This is a genomic window from Phenylobacterium sp. CCH9-H3 (assembly GCF_001557235.1).
GTDB lineage: Bacteria > Pseudomonadota > Alphaproteobacteria > Caulobacterales > Caulobacteraceae > Phenylobacterium.
Genome location: NZ_LSJI01000111.1, coordinates 15,847 through 33,242, shown reverse-complemented (window position 1 = coordinate 33,242; position 17,396 = coordinate 15,847). Strand labels below are relative to the sequence as shown.

Sequence of the window (17,396 nt, the reverse complement as noted above, 5' to 3'; positions counted from 1 at the left end):
ATGGCGGAGAACCGCAGGGGATTGGGCCGCGGCCTGTCGGCGTTGCTGGGCGAATCCGAGGAGATCGCGCACGCCGCCGATCCGGCCACCGGCGTCCGTGAGATCCCGATCGAGCTGATCCACCGCAACCCCGAACAGCCGCGCCAGACCTTCGCCGAGGCCGAGCTGGCCGAACTGGCCGAGTCCATCCGTGACAAGGGCGTGCTGCAGCCGATCCTCGTGCGGCCGTCCAAGCGCACCGCGGGCGAATTCGAGATCGTCGCCGGCGAGCGCCGCTGGCGCGCGGCGCAGCGGGCGGGCCTTTCCGCGATCCCGGCGCTGGTCCGCGACCTGGGCGACGTCGAGGCGTTCGAGATCGCCATCATCGAGAACATCCAGCGGGCCGACCTCAACCCCATGGAAGAGGCCCGCGCCTATTCCGCGCTCATGGGCCAGCTCCAGATCACCCAGGAGGAGGCGGCCAAGCGCCTGGGCAAGTCGCGCAGCCACGTGGCCAACACCCTGCGGCTGATGCAGTTGCCCCAGGGCGTCCAGGACCACCTGGTGGCCGGACGGCTCACCGCCGGCCACGCCCGGGCCCTCCTGACCGCGGAAAACGCCGAACAGCTGGCCGACCGCATCGTGGAGCAGGGGCTGACGGTGCGCGACGCCGAGGCGCTGACCCGCGGCGGCGGCGAGGCGCCCAAGAAGGCGTCCGGCCCGCGCAAGGCCAAGGACGCCGACACGGCCTCGCTGGAGGTCGACCTGGAGGACGCCCTCGGCATGAGCGTCGACATCGCCGACCGCGGCGGCGCCGGGGAGGTGAAGATCCGCTACGCCAGCCTGGAACAGCTCGACGAGATCTGCCGCCGCCTGATGCGCCGCTAGAGGCCCAGCCGCCGCGCCCGGCCGGCGATGGTCAGGGCCAGGCGCTCGGCGATGAGGCGATCGGGGGAGCCGGCGGTCTTGCAGGCCTTGTCCGCCGCCAGCACTTCCGGCTGGATGCGGTCCAGCTCGTCCAGCGACCAGCTCCGCGCCTGGCGCAGGAACTCCCGCTCCTGCTTCCAGAACACGCCCGAGGCCTTGGCCGCCTCCTGCAGGCCCGCGCCGTTCTTGTGCAGGGTCAGGACGCGCCGCAGCTTGCCTAGGTGCATGCCGATGGCGCGGACCGCGGCCGGCCCCGCCTCGCCCTCCTGCGCCGCCCGGCGCAGGCCCGCCTGCGCCTCGCCCAGCCGCCCGCCGAAAGCGTCGGCCGCCGCGTCGAACAGCGAGGATTCCGGCTCCACGCCCAGGAAGGGCTCCAGGTCCGCCGGCGTGGCCGTGGTCCCGCTGCCGGGGCCGAGATAGAGGGCCAGCCGTTCGATCTCCTGGCGCGCCACGCCCCGTTCCTTGGGCAGCCGGCCTACGAATAGCTGCAGGGCGTCGGCGTTCAGCGCCACCTGGTCCTTGGCGAGCAGCTCGCGCACCAGCCGGGCCACGTCGCCGGGCTCGTCCTCGTAGCAGGGGATGGCGGCCGCCGCGTTCGCCTTCTCGGCGGCCTTGCGCAGGGCGGACTCGCGGCCGAGGTTGCCGGCCTCGATCAGGAAGAAGGCGTCCGGGTTGAGCTCGCCCTTGGCGTGCCGGTCCAGCGCCTCGGCCGCCAGCTTGTCGGCGGCCGGCTTCTCGGCGGTGAGGCGCAGGCGCACCAGCCGCCGGCCGCCCATCAGCGACTGGGCGGCGAGCTCGCCCTCCAGCCGCCCGCCGTCGTCGGCCAGGTCCTGTTCGGTCAGCAGTGCGACGTCGAAGGGATCGTCGGGGTTGGGAACCACCTTGCCGGCCAGCTGGTGGCCACGGTCGCGCACGACCCCCAGGTCCCGGCCATAGATCAGGACGGCGCGGATGGCGGGATCGGGTTTCCCGAGGAAGCGCTCGATGTCCGGACGCTTGCCGAGGATCATCTAGTTCGCGCGGGCGACCTTGGCCCCGTTGGCCAGCCAGACGGCCAGCTCGAGCTGGATGCGGCGGGCCGCTTCCTCGGCCGCCCGGTCCTGGGCGTCCTGCTGGGCGGAGATCGAGGCATAGGGCTGGTCGGCGCTGTCGTAGGTGAGCTCGACCCGAACCTGGCCCTGCTTGGCCACGGCGCGGGACCGGATGTCGCGCAGGGCGTAGCTGGCGGTCAGCACGTATTCGTAGCGGGTGGCCACGTTGTCGATCCGCACCCCGCGCGGATACCGCGCCTCGCCCAGGCTGAGGTCCATGGTGTAGGCGGCCGGCGCCGCGTGGTCCTTGGCGAAGGCGTCGTCCAGGTGCTGGCGGATGAGATAGCCGGTGCGGCCGGACGGCGCGTTCACCTGGATGGCGGCCAGGTTCTTCACCACCTCGGGCTGGGCGTACAGCGGCTGAAAGCCGGCGCAGCCGCCGAGCGCTAGGGCCGAGACGAGGGCGACGGCGAGGAACCTCTTCATGCAGCCACGATATTCACGATCCGGTCCTTGACCACAATGATCTTGCGGATGGTCAGGCCCTCCAGCCGCTGGGCGATCTCCGGGTCGGCCATGAGGATCTTCTCGACGTCGGCCTGCTCTGCGCCGGCGGGGGCGGTGATCTCGCCCCGGCGCTTGCCGTTCACCTGTACCGGCAGCACCTTCACCGCGTCCTCGGTCAGGGCGGGGTCGAAGGTGGGCCAGGGGGCCTGAACCACCATGCCCTGGCCGCCGATGCGGGCCCAGCATTCCTCGGCCAGGTGCGGCGTGAAAGGCGCGATCAGCCGGGCGAAGGCCGACAGGGCCTCCTGGCGCGCGGCCAGCACGGCCGGGCTCGCCCCCTTCGCCGGATTGGCCTTCAGCAGGTTCAGGAACTCGTACAGCCTCGCGATGCCCGAGTTGAAGCGGAAGGTGTCGATCGCCTCGGTCACCTGCTTGGTCAGCTTGTGGGTGGCCCTTTGCAGCTCGGCGTCCGGCTCGGCCGTGGAGATGTCCTGCGGCTGGCTGTCGAACTCGTCCCAGACGCGGTTCACGAACCGCCACGAGCCCTGGACCCCGCCGCTGGTCCACTGCACGTCCCGTTCCGCCGGGCTGTCGCTCAGCACGAACAGGCGCGCGGCGTCGACGCCATAGACCTCGAAGATCTCCTCGGGCGCCACCGTGTTCTTCTTGGACTTCGACATCTTCTCGATGTCGCCGATCACCAGCGGCTCCCCGCTGCCGACCATGACGGCGCGACGGGTATTGCCCTCTGTCAGCAGCTCTACCTCCTTCGGCTCGACCCAATCCCCGCTCTGGCGGCGATAGGTCTCGTGGGTGACCATGCCTTGGGTGAACAGGCCCGCGAACGGCTCGCGAACCGACAGCTGGCCGTCGTCGGCCAGGGCCTTGGTGATGAAGCGGGCGTACAGCAGGTGCAGCACGGCGTGCTCGATGCCGCCGATGTACTGGTCCACGGGCAGCCAGTAGTCCGCCGCCGCCTTGTCGATCGGCTCGGCCGCGTCCGGATTGGCGAAGCGGGCGAAGTACCAGGAGCTGTCCACGAAGGTGTCCAGCGTGTCGGTTTCCCGCGTGGCCGGCCCGCCGCACTTGGGGCAGGTGGTGTGCTTCCAGGTGGGGTGCCGTTCCAGCGCGTTGCCGGACTTGCCGAACTCGATGTCGGCCGGGTGGGTGACCGGCAGCTGGTCCTTCGGCAGGGGCACCACCCCGTCCGTCGGGCAGTGGACCACCGGGATCGGACAGCCCCAGGCCCGCTGGCGCGAAACGCCCCAGTCGCGCAGGCGGAACACCGTCGCGCCCTCGCCGTCGCCCTGACCCTCGATCCGGGCGATCGCCGCGGCCTTGGCGGCCTCGATGTCCATCCCGTCCAGGAAGCCGGAATTGTAGATGGTCCCAGGGCCCGTATAGGCCTCGGTCCCGATCTCGAACGTGGCCGGGTCTTCACCGGGCGGCAGCACCACGGGCCGCACCGGCTGGCCGTACTTGCGGGCGAAATCCAGGTCGCGCTGGTCGTGGGCCGGGCAGGCGAAGATCGCGCCCGTGCCGTAATCCATCAGGATGAAGTTCGCGATCCAGACCGGCAGCTCCCAGTTCGGGTCGAACGGATGCTTCACGCGCAGGCCGGTGTCGTAGCCGGTCTTCTCAGCGGTCTCGATCTCGGCCTCGGTGGCCGCGCCCTTGCGGCATTCCTCGATATAGGCCGCCGCCTTGGGGTCGCGCGCCGCCACCTCCGCCGCCAGCGGGTGGTCGGCGGCGATGCCGACGAAGCTCGCCCCGAACAGGGTGTCCGGACGCGTGGTGTAGACCTCCAGCCCCTCCGGCCCCGTCCCTTCCGGCCGGTCTTCGCCGGCGAAGTGGAACTTGAACCGCAGGCCCCTGGACCGGCCGATCCAGTTCTCCTGCATGACCCGCACCTTCTCGGGCCAGCGATCCAGGGCCTGCAGGTCGTCGGTCAGCTGGTCGGCATAGTCGGTGATCCGCATGGACCACTGGTTCAGCTTGCGCTTCTCCACGACCGCGCCCGAACGCCAGCCGCGCCCGTCCACCACCTGTTCGTTGGCCAGCACCGTCTGGTCCACCGGGTCCCAGTTGACCAGGCTCTCCTTGCGATAGACCAGGCCCCGGGCGAACAGGTCCAGGAACCAGGCCTGCTGCTTGCCGTAATACTCCACGTCGCAGGTGGCGAACTCGCGGGACCAGTCGATCGACAGGCCCAGCTCCTTCAGTTCGGCCCGCATCCGGGCGATGTTGTCGTAGGTCCAGCCCTTGGGGTCGACGCCGCGCTCCATGGCGGCGTTCTCGGCGGGCAGGCCGAAGGCGTCCCAGCCCATCGGGTGCAGCACTGAAAAGCCCCGGGCGCGCTTGAAGCGGGCGATGACGTCGCCCATCGAATAGTTTCGCACATGGCCCATGTGCAGGCGCCCCGACGGGTACGGGAACATCTCCAGCACATAGTATTTGGGCTTGGACGGGTCGGCGACCGCGCGGAAGCTGTCGGCGTCGCTCCACGCCTTGCGCCACTTCGGCTCGGTCTCTTTCGGATTGTAGCGGGCCATGACGGGCCTTTGGACTGGAGTTGGACGTCCGGTCAACCATTCCTCCCCCAGCGCGCACCGCGCGCGATGTGGGGGAGGTGGGTCGAGGCGAAGCCTTGAGCCGGAGGGGGTTTCATCCCGGCGGCCAGGCTACGGCGGAAGCCCCCTCAGTCGGCGTCCGCCGACAGCTCCCCCGAAGGGGGGAGCAATGGGAGCTTCAGCCCCGGATGTTCGAAAGTCGAAGCTGGCGGGCCCGGGTCAGGATCGAGTTCTCGATGTCCGTCTCGGTCTGGCCGGCGGTCGGCTGGTCCACCCAGTTGCCGCTGGCGTCGCGCAGCTGCTTGAAGACCGCCACGTTCAGGCCGTCGGCGCGCAGGCGCGAGTCCAGGATGTAGACCGTGCACTTGAAGCGCTCGTCCGGCTTTTCGGGGTTCGTGTACCAGTCGGTCACGATCACGCCGCCGTACGGGTCTGCAGAGGCCAGGGGCATGAACGACAGGGTGTCCAGCGTCGCGCGCCACAGGTAGCCGTTGACGCCGATCGCCGCGGCGTTGTCGCCCGACGAGCGGACCTTGGCCGATTTTCCGCCGCCCAGCGGGTTGGGGATGCTCCCACAGGCCCCCACGGCGACGACGCTCAGCGCCGTGGCCGCGATCATCAAGCCACGCATCCGGTTACCGCGCACAAACGGCATATGTATCCGTCTCCATAGATTTCCGCGGCGCAAGCGCCACGGCGCCGCCCCGCGCCGGCTGCCTCTATAACAATGCGTTGTGAGGCGCCAAACAGGAATCGCGTGCCCCAGGCGCCACACAACCGAACGATCTTATCGTTAACGGAGCGCGCGAGGGGCGAGTCCCGTTGACCCGCAAATGGCGCCGCCCTTAATTCGACGGCAATCGCGATGCTGTACTCGAGGGGCAGGTCGCGAATGGTGACCGTTGGGGCTATATAGGGTTAGATGTCTGCACGCCGCATCAGCGTCGTCCTCGCCGCGTCCGCGCTGATCAGCGCGGCGGCCGGGGCCGCGTACGCGGCGGACAAGGCTCCCAAGCCCATGGACTTCACGGTGAAGTCCGAACCGACCACCGTCGCGCCGAACGCCGGACGCAATACGCGCTTCGATGCGTTCAAGGGCCGCTTCGGCCTGATGCTGGGCATCCAGCAGCCCGACGGCCGGCCGGCCACCTCGAACGACGTCTCGGCCGGCGCCTACTTCCGGATCACCCCCTCCGTCCGCGTGGGCGGCTCGGTGGCCCTGGGCGACCAGGATCTGACCCCGCAGCGGAATCAGGCCCGCCCCGCCGACCAGCCGAAGGTCCGGCTGGAGTCCACCTTCAAGTTCTAAGGCCTTCGACGGCCGCCAGTCCGATGAGGCCCGCGTCCAGAAGGCGTCGGGCCGTTTTGTTGTTCACGCCCCCCAGCGCATAGGCGGGCCGGCCCGCGGCGCGGACGGTGGTGGCCAGGCGGATCGGCCCCAGCGCTGCGCCGGCCGATGCGCTGTTGGACGGCAACGCCACTGAGATCACCACCGCGTCGGCGTCCCCCCTTCGCGCGGCGGCCAGGGAATGCGCCGCCGAGGTCACCAGCCATTGCGGATGCGCGCGCCTCACGGCGCCGGCGCGATGCGCCAGCCGCTCCGGCAGGTGGACGCCGTCCGCCCCGACCCGGGCCGCGAGCGGAATATCCAGCCCGACCAGCAGCTTGATCCCGCGCGACCGGGCGATGTCCCGCAGCCGGCGCGCCCGCGCCTCGGCGTCGGGGGCGCCGAAGTGGCGATAGACGATGGCGCTTCCGGGCGGCAGGGCCGCGGCGATGGCCTCCGGATCCGGCGTGCGCCGTGGGTCGGTGAAGAACAGCAGGGCTGGCAGGGCCTTCCGCAGCCGTCGCCGCGCCGGTAAGAGCCGGGCCGTACGCTGCAAGGTCCAGAACCCGGAAATGTCCGCCGCTCCCAATGCCGAAGGCTACGTCGACGTGGTGGCCCGGATCGCCCGCGCCGCGCAAGCCGCCGGACGCGATCCGAACGACGTGACCCTGGTGGCCGTCTCCAAGACCCAGCCGTGGGAGGCGATCGAGCCGGTGCTGGCCGCCGGCCAGAAGGTGTTCGGCGAAAACCGCGTGCAGGAGGCGATGGCCCGCTGGGCCGGCAAGGCCGAGGGCCTGACGCTCCACCTGATCGGCCCCTTGCAGACCAATAAGGCGAAGGAGGCGGTGGCCTTCTTCGACGTGATCGAGAGCCTGGACCGCGAAAAGCTGGCCCGGTCGCTGGCCGACGAGGCGCAGAAGCAGGGCCGGGCGCCCCGTCTCTACGTCCAGGTGAACACCGGCGAGGAGCCGCAGAAGGCCGGCATCTTGCCCTCCGACGCCGACGCCTTCATCACGGCCTGCCGCGAGACCTATGGCCTGCAGCCGGAAGGACTGATGTGCATCCCGCCCGCCGACGAGCCGCCGGGGCCGCACTTCGCCCTCCTCGCCAAGATCGCCGCCCGCAACGGGCTCTCGAAACTCTCGATGGGTATGAGCGGCGACTTCGAAACCGCCATACGCTTCGGCGCGACGAGCGTGCGCGTCGGCTCGGCGGTCTTTGGGGCAAGAGGGCGTTGAGGATCTTGTAACCCCCCCATTTCCCCCGGAGGGGGAAGCCTGGCCGCCGCCCGCCTCCAGGTGGCCGATACGCCCGGAGCCGGGTTTACGACAGCCTCTAGGCCTTAGGCCGGGGCCAGAGCTGGTCGGCGGGCGCTGTATTGTGCAGCAAACACACCAAAAACGGTTCGGACGCCTGCGAATGTGGTCCCGCCTGTCATCGGAAACGGTGACGCGTGATGGGAGGGATAAGCAGTATTGCGGCGTTGGCCGCCCTAAGTCGCTTCGATGTCTCCATGGTGGGACCGCTGCAGGAACATGTGCGTCTTTGGCACGTCCTGCCCGCGCTTGAAGGCGTGACTGACCCCGTAGGGTGTCTCGGGGCGCAGATCGAACACAAACCCGGTTTGATGGGGAACATCCCCGGCAGACCAGTAGGTGACGCAGCCCACCAGACTATAGTGGTTCCAACCTGGTGCCACTCGGTCCCCGGCGAACTCGACCTGCATACGAGCGTCGTAGGCGTTCAGTTCGTCAATCGTGACAACCAAGCCAAGACCTTGGCGCAATTCTCGGTTGGGGAACACAAGCTGACCGAAAAACGGCTTCTGGTTGGCTTTGGCAGCCATCATTTCCCGCCGCACTTCATGCGGCCATTTAAGGAAGTCATAATGCAAAACGGCGTCGGTTGTCACACCGCGCGCGGGAGTGTTTCCAATGTTCTTGTAGGTGAACCAGAATGTTATGCGGGCCTCCGTCTCCGTCCACCTGAGGTCCGTCTCAATGGTTACTTGGTCGATTTCCAGCCACGCCCGTTGGTCAGAAAAGAGCGCCTCACGACTAATCCGGTTCGCCTCGCGGGCCTCAGCGGCGGCCCTCTGCGCTTCACGCCAGGCGAAGGCGGCAAACAGAACGGTGGCACCCAGGCCGATAATGCCGATGATGTTAAGCCACAGTTGTTGTGCGGCGAGGTCGGCGGCCCGCTCACCTGCGACAGCGCTTCGGATCGCAGTAGCGAGCTCTTGGCAATCGGAATTGGTGGCGCCTTGGCACCGTTCGCGGGCCTGCTGATAAGCTATCTCGCGTTTCGTCCGCGTCGCATCGACGGACGTCCACACAAGACCGATGGCGGCGGCGAGCACCATGACCACTAGCGCGTGGCCGAAGGCCGTCAGTCCTGCAAACGTAGAGCTGTCACGCCCGCTGCTGTCAGACATTAGATCAGGAACGCCCCGGTAAATCCGCCCCGGCTGATCTTATTGCGTAGGTTCGCTCCGGTGTCTCGCGCTCCAATTGCAGCTAGCTTTCTCTCCGCCGCAGCTCGCAGCCTCTCACTGGCGAAGGTGATGTATATGACCGAGGCCCAGGCCATCGACTGGCGACTAGCTCCGCTCTGGCTCACCCGGTCTCCCCTCAGTGGAAGGGCTACTGGCAACGGTGAGTCGAACCTCGCCGAACCAGCCCTCTTCCACGACCCTCCGGATTCCATCTTCGATAAAGCGGCGCGCCACATCGCGCGCTCCGCCTCCAAAGAGTTCTGAGTTTGCAAGCGCCTCTAACCGCGCCCGAGTTAGGGGGGAGAGCGACACGGGCAGAGGGTTGGGAACGCCCTTGGCCTTTGAGACGTCGTCAGCGGCCAAACCGGTTCATCCAAAATCAGGTCAGAAATGTACCATATTTGAATTGCGCCCCGGAGTCGAATCGTTGACGATGGGCCAACTCTAGTGATTCGACTCCTTGAGGGTTGGCGAGCTAGAACCAAAAAAGGCGGCCACCCGTCAGAGTGACCGCCTCGTCTGTGGATAGTGCGCGCTCGGCTGGACTCGAACCAGCGACCGGGGACCTACGAAGAACCTGCTCTATCCACTGAGCTACGAGCGCATAGGGCCGATCCGAAAGGGTCGGCCCTTTCTCGTCGGCGCACCCAAGCTGGCATAGTTCCCCGCGAGTCGATACCGAAAAACCGCTGGTCGGCGGGGATAATTTCCCATAGATTGGGGATAGAAGTTCGCGAGCCACTACATCTTGTATACCTCAAAGCCGCCGGTGAGCCGGCAACCCTTGTATTTCCCGGGCCTGCCGAACCTCCTCGACCACCCCCCTCGCCCGCAGCTTCCACGGGCACGCGCCGCCGCGCTTGCGCATGGTCGTGACGTCCTGCTCGCCATGTGGCAGCGCGCGGGCCGTCGAAATCTGGCGGGCCATGTCCAGTGACGACAGCGGCCCCTAAGCGGCCCCGAGCGGCACGAGCGTGCGGGTCCGCTCCGCGGTCCTCGGTGCCAGGGGCGTTGAGGGCCTTGGGCCTTCCCGCTTTCCCCCAAAGGGGGAAGCCTGGCCGCCCACACGCCCAGGGCCGGGTTTACAACAAAATCTAAGTCTTAGGCCGGGGCCATAGCTTGTCGGCGGGCACGCCCAGGACGCCGGCCGCGGCGGGGTGCAGCGATGCCGGCGCGAGCCGGCCGGTCTTCACCGCCCTCGCCATCCAGGCCTCGATGTCGCCGCCCGTGCGATCGTAGCCGTCGGCCTTCAGCAGGCCGTAGAGGCCCGCGGCCAGGACGTGCATGCCGTCGTCGGCCTTGGCCCAGCGCTCCGCGGGCGGCCGGGCGACGCCCAGGCGGTCGGAGACGATCTGGTCCAGGGCCTGGACGGTGTCCTCGTTGAGGATGCCTTCCATCGTATTGTAGCCGAACGCGGGGTCGTGCTCCTTCAGGATGCGGACCATCAGCGGATCGGCCTCCAGGGCGGCGATGGCGGCCTTGGCGGTCGGCCCGTCCATGGGGAACGGCGGGTGGAGGATCTCGTGGGCGGCGATGCGGATCGTCAGGTCGTCCGGATAGTCCACGTGGCTCAGGAACCGCTGGCCCTGGATCCGGGTGCCGTGCGGCTTGGAGAACCACAGCAGGACGACCTCGATCTCCGGCTCCAGCGTGCGGCCGATCAGCCGTTCCTGCTCGGCGATCACGTCCAGCGACGCCAGCCGCGCCGTCAGCGCCGCGACCCGAGGCCCCAGCTTCGCCCGCAGGAACGTCTGGCGGAACGCCGGGAATCCCGCCGTCTTCAGGCCGGCGAGAACGGCCAGCAGGTCCTTGCGGGAGGCCAGGAAGGCGTCCCAGCTCTCCTGGTCCCAATAGGGGCTCTCCGCATACGCCGGCCGCACCCGGGCCTCCGCCTCGCGCACGGCGAGGATCACGTCGTCCAGTGTGGCATCCGAAGCGCCCGACAATAGGGTGCAGAGACCGGGAGCCAGCAGCGAGCCCCTCGCATCGGCGGCGGCCTGCAGGCGGTCCAGCGCCGCCTGGGCGGACGGTGGAAACGCCGGCCGGAAGTGTGCCAGTTCAGCTTCGTAGTACCGGGTGTAGAGCGGCTTGCCGGACAGCGGTCCCAGGAAACAGAGGGCGTCGAAGCCCTCCGAGCCGCGCACCTTCCAACGGGTGCGGCTTTCAGCGGCGGCGGGGAGGGGCAGGGCGGCGGCCGTGGCCGCGATAAGGAGCTGGCGTCGATTCATGCCCCGACCCTGGGCCGGCCTCAGGTTTAGGTCTTGAACGGACTTGATGCGCGCCAGGCGCCGGGGGTGCGGCCAGTCACGGCGGCCACGGCGCGGGTCATGTGGGCCTGATCCGCGAAGCCCCGGTCCACGGCGATGGCGGCCAGGGGCGCCGCCGAATGCGCGGCGTCGGCGGCCGCGGCCCGGGCGCGGGCCTCGAGGCCGAAGCGCTGGGGCGCCACGCCGAAGACCTTGCGGAAGCCGCGCGACAGGTGCTCGACGGACAGGTTGCGCTTCGCCGCCCAGGCCTGAAGGCCCGTGGGGCGCGTGGCCAGCAGCCGCGCCAGATCGTCCGGCCAGTCTCCGCCGACGGGTGGCGCCACGGCGAACTCCGAGGCTAGCAGCGCCACCGCGGCGTTCGGGTCGCGCTCGGCGGTGCGAACGATCAGGTCCGGATCGCGGATCCGGCCGAAGCTTCCGGGCAGGGGGCCCAGAAGCGGCAGGTTCAGCACCGCGGCGCCGCGGCCGGGCACGCGGTTCAGGTGCGCCTCGAAGGGATGGTGGACGATGACATCGCCTGCCGCGACGCGCCGCCGGCCCGCCTCGCCCGCCTCCTCGTAGCCGCCGGACAGCACCACCGCGAGGTAGCCCTCGGCGTGTCGGTGTCGGGCCAGCTCGCCGCCGGCCAGAACCTGGCGGAGCGGCGGATGGTTCATACGGCGCGGATCTCCACCGCATCGCCCGGCCGGGCCGAATCCAGCAGGTCTTCCAGGTCCTCGCGCATGACCGCGACGCAGCCCTCCGTGGGCGGATAGCCGGGCTTGCAGATGTGCAGGAAGATCGCCGAGCCGAGGCCCGGGACGGGCGGATCGTCGTTGTGCCCCAGGACCACCACGATGTCATAGACGCTATCCTCGCGCCACAGCCGCTCGGCGCTAGCCGGGTAGGGCAGCTTGACGTGGCGGTTGTATTCCGGGTCCGCCGGGTCGTCGCACCAGCCATCGTCCTCGGTCATGGCCCGCACCCGCAACTCGCAGGCCGGCGGCGGTCCGCGGTCGGGCCGATAGATCACCTCGCGGATCGGCCAGACGCCGGCCGGTGAGGCCCCGTCGCCTTCCCGCTTCTGCGCCGCGGGAACCACGCCGGCGGGGCCGAGCGCGCACCGCACCCGCCGCCCGCCGACGTCCAGCCAGCCGTCTGAGGTCGCTACGAAGATCACGGGAACCTCGAAACCCTTTGCCGCGAACGGGCCTGATGGTGTTTGTTGCTCAACATGGCTCAACGCAAGACCCTCCTCATCGTCGACGACGACCAGGACCTTCGCGGGGCGATCGCCGAACAACTGCAGGCCGAGGCCTTCGACACCGTCGAAGCGGCCACCGCGGGTGACGGCGTGCGCCAGGCGCGGGAGGCCAAACCCGACCTGATCCTGCTGGACGTCGATCTGCCCGACATGGACGGGCGCGAGGCGTGCAAGCGGATGCGGGAGGACGGCGTGACGACGCCGGTCATCATGCTGACCGCCGCCGACACCGACGACGACACCGTCAGGGGCCTCGATTCGGGCGCCAACGACTACGTCACCAAGCCCTACAAGTTCGCGGTGCTACTGGCGCGCATCCGGGCCCAGCTGCGCGACTACGAGCATTCGGAAGGCGCGGTCTTCCGCCTGGGCGCCTATGAATTCCGCCCTGCCGCCAAGATGCTGGTGGACGAGAAGGGCAAGAAGATCCGGCTGACGGAAAAAGAGACCAACATCCTGAAGTACCTCTACCGCGCCGGCGAAAAGGCCGTATCGCGCGAGGAGCTGCTGGCCGAGGTCTGGGGCTACAACGCCGGGGTCACCACCCACACCCTGGAAACCCACGTCTATCGCCTGCGACAGAAGATCGAACCCGACCCGGCGAACGCCCGCCTGCTGCTGACCGAGCAGGGCGGCTACAAGCTGGCGCCCTAAAGGACCAGGTCGGCGCTGACCGGCGCGTGGTCACTGGGGCGTTCCCAGGCGCGGACGTCGTCATGGACCCGGCTGGCGGGGGCGCCGAGGCGCCAGGCGGCCTCGCGCAGGCCGGGCGTCACCAGGATGTGGTCCAGGCGCAGGCCGCGGTTCGACTGGCGGAAGTCGGCGGCGCGATAGCTCCACCATGAGGCCAGCTTGGTGGGCTCGGGCGTCGTGGACCGGGTCAGGTCGATGAAGCCCAGCGAGGCCTCCAGCTTGCGGAACGCCTCGATCTCCACCGGCGTGTGGCTGACGATCTTGGACATGTACTTGTGGTTCCAGACGTCGAACTCGCCGGGCGCCACGTTCAGGTCGCCCACGATGGCCAGCGGCGCCTTCGGGTCGCGCTTGGAAAGCTCGGCGGTCAGCTTCTCGTAGAAATCCAGCTTATGGTCGAACTTCGGGTTCTCCAGACGGTCGGGCACGTCGCCGCCGGCCGGGATGTAGAAGTTGTGGACCTCGACGCCGGCGATCGTGCCGCCGACGCAGCGGGCGTGCTTCTCGCGGCAGACGTCCAGCGGCGGAGTGGCCTCGATCGGCAGGCGCGAGGCGATGGCCACCCCGTGCCAGCCCTTCTGGCCGGCGATCTTCAGGTAGGGAAGCCCCATCTCCTTGAAGGCGTCTGCCGGGAATTCGCCCTCGCGGCACTTGATCTCCTGCATGCAGAGGATGTCGGGCGCCTGTTCCTGGACGAAGCGGGCCGCCTGTTCGGCGCGCAGCCGCACCGAGTTCACGTTCCACGTACAGATTCGAAGTCGCATGCCCGCTTTCTAGATCAAAAAGAAAGCCCGGGCGCTTGGCGTGCGCCCGGGCCGTATGAGTTGTCTCTCATGCCGCCGCCGGGAGGGGATAGGTTCCGGCACGGATTTCGTCGACACGACCGGCGCGCCGACGACGTAGTGATAATATCGCCACAGTATGACAGAAAGTCAAAGGCCTTTCACGGTACAGCTTGCCTGTGTCGGCTAAAGCACAGTTTTTGCAACCTAAACTTTTCCTCGGCCAGGGTTCTTGGGGCGCGGGTCCTTCAGGACGAAGAGCGAGCGGTCCAGACCTGATGTCCGTTGCAGACCGAGGAGCTGAACTCGGGTCGGGCGCTGCTGGGCGTCCGTGACCGTCCAGCCCGCCAGGGCCAGGGGGCTGTCGGTGAAGGTGAGCGTGATCTGGCCCGCGGTCTCCTTCTTCCCGTCGCGGGCCGTGATCGAGAACCCGTCGGCCATCCGCGACACGCGGGTGATCGTGACGCCCCGATCCAGCCGGATGGTCTTTGCCAGGAACAGTGAGAGGGGTGTGGCGGCCAGGGGATACTGGTCGAAGGTTTTCAGCCGCTTGTCCTGCACCGAGACCACGCCGCCGTCCGAGACCACCAGGAGTCCCGACGGAGCGTCGTAGGCGAAGCGGGCCTTCCCTGGCCGTTTCATGAACAGCTGGCCCGTCGTCGCCCGGCCGCGGGCGTCGGTCTGCACGAACCGCGCCTTGGCCTCGTCCAGGCCCTCCAGATAGGTGACGGCGCGGCTGACCAGGGCCTGGTCGGCGGCGGAAAGCCCGGTCTGCGCCAGGGCCGGGCCGGCCAGCGGCGCCGCGGCAAGCGCCAGGGTGAGGCTGCGTCGAGTGAAGGTCATGCTTGCTCCGTAACGTGCCGAAGGCCTATCGCGCCAGCGGGGCGGCAATGGGGCCAGCGGCAACGCCTTGCCCGCGGGAGGTGTTCCTTGGGCATGATCGAGGACCTTGAACGGCGGATGGCCGAGGCCGCCGAGGCCGGCGACTTCGAGACCGCCGCGCTGCTGCGCGACGCCATCGCCCGCATCCGCTCGGGCGAATCCAACCTCGTCGAGCAGAAGCCGGGCCGCATGGGCCTGGGCTCGAGCCAGGAGCGCTACGTCCCCTCCCCCGACAAGCCGTTGCCGAAGAAGCCCGACCCGATGACCAAGGGCCACAAGCCGGGCGGCCGGCGTTCGCGCTAAGGCGCCGCGCTCACGAGGATCTCGCGCTTGCCGGCGTGGTTTGCGGGGCCGACGACCCCCTCCTGCTCCATGCGCTCGATCAGCGACGCGGCGCGGTTGTAGCCGATCTGCAGGCGGCGCTGGATGTAGCTGGTCGACGCCTTGCCGTCGCGGGTGACCACGGCCACGGCGCGGTCGTAGAGGTCGTTACCCTCCCCGTCCCCGCCGCCGAAGCCCAGGTCGCCCTCCTCGCCTTCCTCGTCGCCCCCGGCGGTGACCTCTTCGAGGTAGCTGGGCGTGCCCTGGTCGCGCAGGAACTTGGCCACCGCCTCGACCTCGCCGTCGGACACGAACGGGCCGTGCAGGCGGGTGATGCGGCCGCCGCCGGCCATGTAGAGCATGTCGCCCTGCCCCAGCAGCTGTTCGGCGCCCTGCTCGCCCAGGATGGTGCGGGAATCGATCTTGGAGGTGACCTGGAAGCTGATCCGGGTCGGGAAGTTGGCCTTGATCGTGCCGGTGATGACGTCCACCGACGGGCGCTGGGTGGCCATGATCAGGTGGATGCCGGCGGCGCGCGCCATCTGGGCCAGCCGCTGGACGGCGCCCTCGATGTCCTTGCCGGCCACCATCATCAGGTCGGCCACCTCGTCGATGATCACGACCAGGTAAGGCATCGGCTCGGGCCGGATCTTCTCGCTCTCGTAGGTGGCGCGGCCGGCCTCGTCGAAGCCGGTCTGCACGGTCCGCTCGAAATGCTCGCCCTTGGCCAGGGCTTCCCGGGCCCGCTCATTGTAGGAGGCCACGTTGCGGACGCCGATCTTCGACATCCGGCGATAGCGGTCCTCCATCTCCCGCACCGTCCATTTCAGCGCGACGATGGCCTTCTTGGGATCGGTCACCACCGGCGCCAGCAGGTGCGGGATGCCGTCGTAGACGCTGAGCTCCAGCATCTTCGGGTCGATCATGATCAGCCGGCACTGCTCGGGCGGCAGGCGATAGAGGATCGACAGGATCATGGCGTTGACGCCCACCGACTTGCCCGAGCCGGTGGTGCCGGCGATCAGGAGGTGGGGCATCTTGGCCAGGTCGGCGATGTAGGGCTCGCCGCCGATAGTCTCGCCCAGCACGACCGGCAGCGACTGGCCGCCGCGCTCGTACTCCGGCGCAGCCAGCAGTTCGCGTAGATAGACCGTCTCGCGCCGCTGGTTCGGCAGCTCGATGCCGATGGCGTTGCGGCCGGGCACCACCGAGACGCGGGCCGAGGCGACACTCATGGACCGCGCGATGTCGTCGCTGAGCGCCACGACCCGGGCCGACTTCACCCCGGCGGCCGGCACCAGCTCGTAGAGCGTGACCACGGGGCCGGGGCGGATCTGGTCCACCTGGCCGCGGACGCCGAACTCGGCCAGCACGCTTTCGAGCAGCTGGGCGTTCTGGCGCAGGGCGCCCTCGTCGTACTGGGCGGCGCGGGCGGGCGCCTTGGTCAGCATCGACAGTTCGGGCAGCTGGAAGCCGCCGTCCTGCGCGAAGGCGAAGGTGGCCTGAGCCTCCTTCTGCTCGCGCACGCTCTCCTTGGGCGCGGGTTTGGGCGCCTTGACCTGCAGGACAGGTCCGTCGCCGGCGGCCGCCACGGGCAGCGGCGGGAGGTCGGGGCCGTCGTCGTAGGCGTCCTCGGTGGGCGCCGCCTTCTTGCGACGCGCCACCTTGGCGGCGCCCACAGGCTCGGGCGTCGCCGCCTTCAACTTCGGCTTGGGCGCCAGGGCGTGGGTGAGGCCGTCGGCGATCCCGCGGACGTCCAGGCGCGAGAGACCCAGGCCGTAGCCGTACGCGACGATCCCGGCGGCGGTCAGGACTGTCCCGGCGATGGCGGTCGCGAAGGCCAGCCGCGCATAGTCGATCAAGCCGGCGAAGCCGCCGAGCAGACCATCTCCCCAGAAGCCGCCCAGACCCTTGGCCAGCGGCCAGGCGGCGGGCGTCGGAGCCCAGGACAGGGCGCCGGCGAGCGCCAGGACGCCCAGGGTCCCGATCGCCGCGCGCAGCCGAAGCCGGGCCCGACTGGCGTCCGGCTCGGGATCGGCCACGCGGGCCAGGCCGCAGGTGACGATCAGAAGGGCGGCCAGGCCGGCTGCCACGCCCAGCGACTGCACGCCGATATCGGCCAGCACGGCGCCGCCGCCGCCCAGAGCGTTGGTCGGCTGGGTCGGACCGGCGGCGTTCAGGCTGGGGTCGGCGGCGTTGTAGGTCGCGAACGCGGCGGCGAGGGCCGCGCCGAACGCCGCGACCAGGCCGCCCCGCATCCGCGCCGTCGCCGGATGGCTCCAGGTGAGCCTGGCGATGTGAAGCGCAAGCTCGCCACCGGTTTTCCGCGCCACCCGCGCCATGCGCCCAAGGTCTCCCAGCTCGACTTGACCC

General features: G+C 69.3%; 19 protein-coding genes and 1 tRNA gene. 6 read left to right on the top strand and 14 right to left on the bottom strand.

Features of this window, described 5'->3' with window-relative positions; genetic code table 11:
• Positions 1-867 (top strand): ParB/RepB/Spo0J family partition protein, encoded by an 867-nt coding sequence (locus tag AX721_RS11055; protein ID WP_068876066.1) that lies wholly within the window; start codon positions 1-3, stop codon positions 865-867.
• On the opposite strand, the gene holA is transcribed toward AX721_RS11055, so the two are convergent.
• The 4 genes from holA to AX721_RS11035 all read right to left on the bottom strand — a co-directional run bounded on the left by holA (position 864) and on the right by AX721_RS11035 (position 5,669).
• Positions 864-1,916: a DNA polymerase III subunit delta gene (holA, locus tag AX721_RS11050; protein ID WP_068876065.1), complete on the bottom strand. Its 1,053-nt coding sequence runs from the start codon at positions 1,914-1,916 to the stop codon at positions 864-866. The genes AX721_RS11055 and holA overlap by 4 nt on opposite strands.
• Complete coding sequence (gene lptE / locus AX721_RS11045; RefSeq protein ID WP_068876064.1) at positions 1,917-2,423, bottom strand: LPS assembly lipoprotein LptE; 507 nt, start codon at positions 2,421-2,423, stop codon at positions 1,917-1,919.
• On the bottom strand, positions 2,420-4,996 hold the full coding sequence (gene leuS / locus AX721_RS11040; RefSeq protein WP_068876063.1) for a leucine--tRNA ligase: 2,577 nt from the start codon (positions 4,994-4,996) through the stop codon (positions 2,420-2,422). The genes lptE and leuS overlap by 4 nt, the downstream gene beginning before the upstream one ends.
• A 196-nt stretch (positions 4,997-5,192) precedes the next feature.
• Positions 5,193-5,669, bottom strand: a complete 477-nt coding sequence (locus tag AX721_RS11035; protein WP_068876062.1) for a DUF3576 domain-containing protein — start codon at positions 5,667-5,669, stop codon at positions 5,193-5,195.
• Between the two features lie 267 nt (positions 5,670-5,936).
• Between AX721_RS11035 and AX721_RS11030 the strand changes: the two genes are divergently transcribed.
• On the top strand, positions 5,937-6,323 hold the full coding sequence (locus AX721_RS11030; RefSeq protein ID WP_068876061.1) for an NtrZ family periplasmic regulatory protein: 387 nt from the start codon (positions 5,937-5,939) through the stop codon (positions 6,321-6,323).
• On the opposite strand, the gene AX721_RS11025 is transcribed toward AX721_RS11030, so the two are convergent.
• A complete protein-coding gene (locus AX721_RS11025) occupies positions 6,313-6,897 on the bottom strand; it encodes a thiamine phosphate synthase (protein ID WP_082765242.1) in 585 nt (194 codons plus the stop codon). The two genes, AX721_RS11030 and AX721_RS11025, sit on opposite strands and share 11 nt — an antisense overlap.
• 16 nt (positions 6,898-6,913) lie before the next feature.
• Here AX721_RS11025 and AX721_RS11020 point away from each other — a divergent pair, with 16 nt between their 5' ends.
• Positions 6,914-7,579 (top strand): YggS family pyridoxal phosphate-dependent enzyme, encoded by a 666-nt coding sequence (locus AX721_RS11020; RefSeq protein ID WP_068876060.1) that lies wholly within the window; start codon positions 6,914-6,916, stop codon positions 7,577-7,579.
• Between the two features lie 254 nt (positions 7,580-7,833).
• On the opposite strand, the gene AX721_RS11015 is transcribed toward AX721_RS11020, so the two are convergent.
• Positions 7,834-8,775 (bottom strand): hypothetical protein, encoded by a 942-nt coding sequence (locus AX721_RS11015; RefSeq protein ID WP_068876059.1) that lies wholly within the window; start codon positions 8,773-8,775, stop codon positions 7,834-7,836.
• Positions 8,775-8,930, bottom strand: a complete 156-nt coding sequence (locus AX721_RS28755; protein WP_369796597.1) for a DUF6471 domain-containing protein — start codon at positions 8,928-8,930, stop codon at positions 8,775-8,777. Before AX721_RS28755 ends, AX721_RS11015 begins: the two co-directional genes overlap by 1 nt.
• Between AX721_RS28755 and AX721_RS27350 the strand changes: the two genes are divergently transcribed.
• Entirely contained in the window at positions 8,911-9,099 is a 189-nt protein-coding gene (locus tag AX721_RS27350) for a hypothetical protein (protein WP_156467127.1), read from the top strand. The two genes, AX721_RS28755 and AX721_RS27350, sit on opposite strands and share 20 nt — an antisense overlap.
• A gap of 267 nt (positions 9,100-9,366) precedes the next feature.
• Here AX721_RS27350 and AX721_RS11010 read toward each other — a convergent pair.
• The 4 genes from AX721_RS11010 to AX721_RS10995 all read right to left on the bottom strand — a co-directional run bounded on the left by AX721_RS11010 (position 9,367) and on the right by AX721_RS10995 (position 12,261).
• A tRNA-Thr gene (locus AX721_RS11010) sits at positions 9,367-9,439 on the bottom strand.
• 490 nt (positions 9,440-9,929) lie between these two features.
• Complete coding sequence (locus AX721_RS11005) at positions 9,930-11,063, bottom strand: hypothetical protein (protein WP_068876058.1); 1,134 nt, start codon at positions 11,061-11,063, stop codon at positions 9,930-9,932.
• Positions 11,064-11,089: 26 nt separating this feature from the next.
• On the bottom strand, positions 11,090-11,758 hold the full coding sequence (locus AX721_RS11000) for an AraC family transcriptional regulator (RefSeq protein WP_068876057.1): 669 nt from the start codon (positions 11,756-11,758) through the stop codon (positions 11,090-11,092).
• Positions 11,755-12,261 (bottom strand): L,D-transpeptidase, encoded by a 507-nt coding sequence (locus tag AX721_RS10995; RefSeq protein ID WP_068876056.1) that lies wholly within the window; start codon positions 12,259-12,261, stop codon positions 11,755-11,757. Before AX721_RS10995 ends, AX721_RS11000 begins: the two co-directional genes overlap by 4 nt.
• Before the next feature lie 54 nt (positions 12,262-12,315).
• Here AX721_RS10995 and AX721_RS10990 point away from each other — a divergent pair, with 54 nt between their 5' ends.
• Positions 12,316-12,999, top strand: coding sequence for a response regulator transcription factor (locus AX721_RS10990; RefSeq protein WP_068876080.1), 684 nt, complete (start codon positions 12,316-12,318; stop codon positions 12,997-12,999).
• On the opposite strand, the gene xth is transcribed toward AX721_RS10990, so the two are convergent.
• Both xth and AX721_RS10980 read right to left on the bottom strand, forming a co-directional pair.
• Positions 12,996-13,802, bottom strand: coding sequence for an exodeoxyribonuclease III (xth, locus tag AX721_RS10985; protein WP_068876055.1), 807 nt, complete (start codon positions 13,800-13,802; stop codon positions 12,996-12,998). The two genes, AX721_RS10990 and xth, sit on opposite strands and share 4 nt — an antisense overlap.
• 225 nt (positions 13,803-14,027) lie before the next feature.
• Positions 14,028-14,663 carry an outer-membrane lipoprotein carrier protein LolA gene (locus tag AX721_RS10980; RefSeq protein ID WP_068876054.1) on the bottom strand — a complete coding sequence of 212 codons (636 nt, stop codon included), beginning with the start codon at positions 14,661-14,663 and terminating at the stop codon, positions 14,028-14,030.
• Positions 14,664-14,756: 93 nt separating this feature from the next.
• Between AX721_RS10980 and AX721_RS10975 the strand changes: the two genes are divergently transcribed.
• On the top strand, positions 14,757-15,005 hold the full coding sequence (locus AX721_RS10975; protein ID WP_082765469.1) for a UvrB/UvrC motif-containing protein: 249 nt from the start codon (positions 14,757-14,759) through the stop codon (positions 15,003-15,005).
• Here AX721_RS10975 and AX721_RS10970 read toward each other — a convergent pair.
• Positions 15,002-17,365, bottom strand: coding sequence for a DNA translocase FtsK (locus AX721_RS10970; RefSeq protein WP_068876053.1), 2,364 nt, complete (start codon positions 17,363-17,365; stop codon positions 15,002-15,004). The two genes, AX721_RS10975 and AX721_RS10970, sit on opposite strands and share 4 nt — an antisense overlap.
• Positions 17,366-17,396 lie beyond the last annotated feature (31 nt).

Coding starts and splice junctions, on each gene's coding strand:
- AX721_RS11055 (WP_068876066.1), top strand. CDS start 1: ATGGCGGAGAACCGCAGGGGATTGGGCCGCGGCCTGTCGGCGTTGCTG.
- holA (WP_068876065.1), bottom strand. CDS start 1,916: ATGATCCTCGGCAAGCGTCCGGACATCGAGCGCTTCCTCGGGAAACCC.
- lptE (WP_068876064.1), bottom strand. CDS start 2,423: ATGAAGAGGTTCCTCGCCGTCGCCCTCGTCTCGGCCCTAGCGCTCGGC.
- leuS (WP_068876063.1), bottom strand. CDS start 4,996: ATGGCCCGCTACAATCCGAAAGAGACCGAGCCGAAGTGGCGCAAGGCG.
- AX721_RS11035 (WP_068876062.1), bottom strand. CDS start 5,669: ATGCCGTTTGTGCGCGGTAACCGGATGCGTGGCTTGATGATCGCGGCC.
- AX721_RS11030 (WP_068876061.1), top strand. CDS start 5,937: ATGTCTGCACGCCGCATCAGCGTCGTCCTCGCCGCGTCCGCGCTGATC.
- AX721_RS11020 (WP_068876060.1), top strand. CDS start 6,914: ATGTCCGCCGCTCCCAATGCCGAAGGCTACGTCGACGTGGTGGCCCGG.
- AX721_RS11015 (WP_068876059.1), bottom strand. CDS start 8,775: ATGTCTGACAGCAGCGGGCGTGACAGCTCTACGTTTGCAGGACTGACG.
- AX721_RS27350 (WP_156467127.1), top strand. CDS start 8,911: ATGACCGAGGCCCAGGCCATCGACTGGCGACTAGCTCCGCTCTGGCTC.
- AX721_RS28755 (WP_369796597.1), bottom strand. CDS start 8,930: ATGGCCTGGGCCTCGGTCATATACATCACCTTCGCCAGTGAGAGGCTG.
- AX721_RS11005 (WP_068876058.1), bottom strand. CDS start 11,063: ATGAATCGACGCCAGCTCCTTATCGCGGCCACGGCCGCCGCCCTGCCC.
- AX721_RS11000 (WP_068876057.1), bottom strand. CDS start 11,758: ATGAACCATCCGCCGCTCCGCCAGGTTCTGGCCGGCGGCGAGCTGGCC.
- AX721_RS10990 (WP_068876080.1), top strand. CDS start 12,316: ATGGCTCAACGCAAGACCCTCCTCATCGTCGACGACGACCAGGACCTT.
- xth (WP_068876055.1), bottom strand. CDS start 13,802: ATGCGACTTCGAATCTGTACGTGGAACGTGAACTCGGTGCGGCTGCGC.
- AX721_RS10980 (WP_068876054.1), bottom strand. CDS start 14,663: ATGACCTTCACTCGACGCAGCCTCACCCTGGCGCTTGCCGCGGCGCCG.
- AX721_RS10975 (WP_082765469.1), top strand. CDS start 14,757: ATGATCGAGGACCTTGAACGGCGGATGGCCGAGGCCGCCGAGGCCGGC.
- AX721_RS10970 (WP_068876053.1), bottom strand. CDS start 17,365: ATGGCGCGGGTGGCGCGGAAAACCGGTGGCGAGCTTGCGCTTCACATC.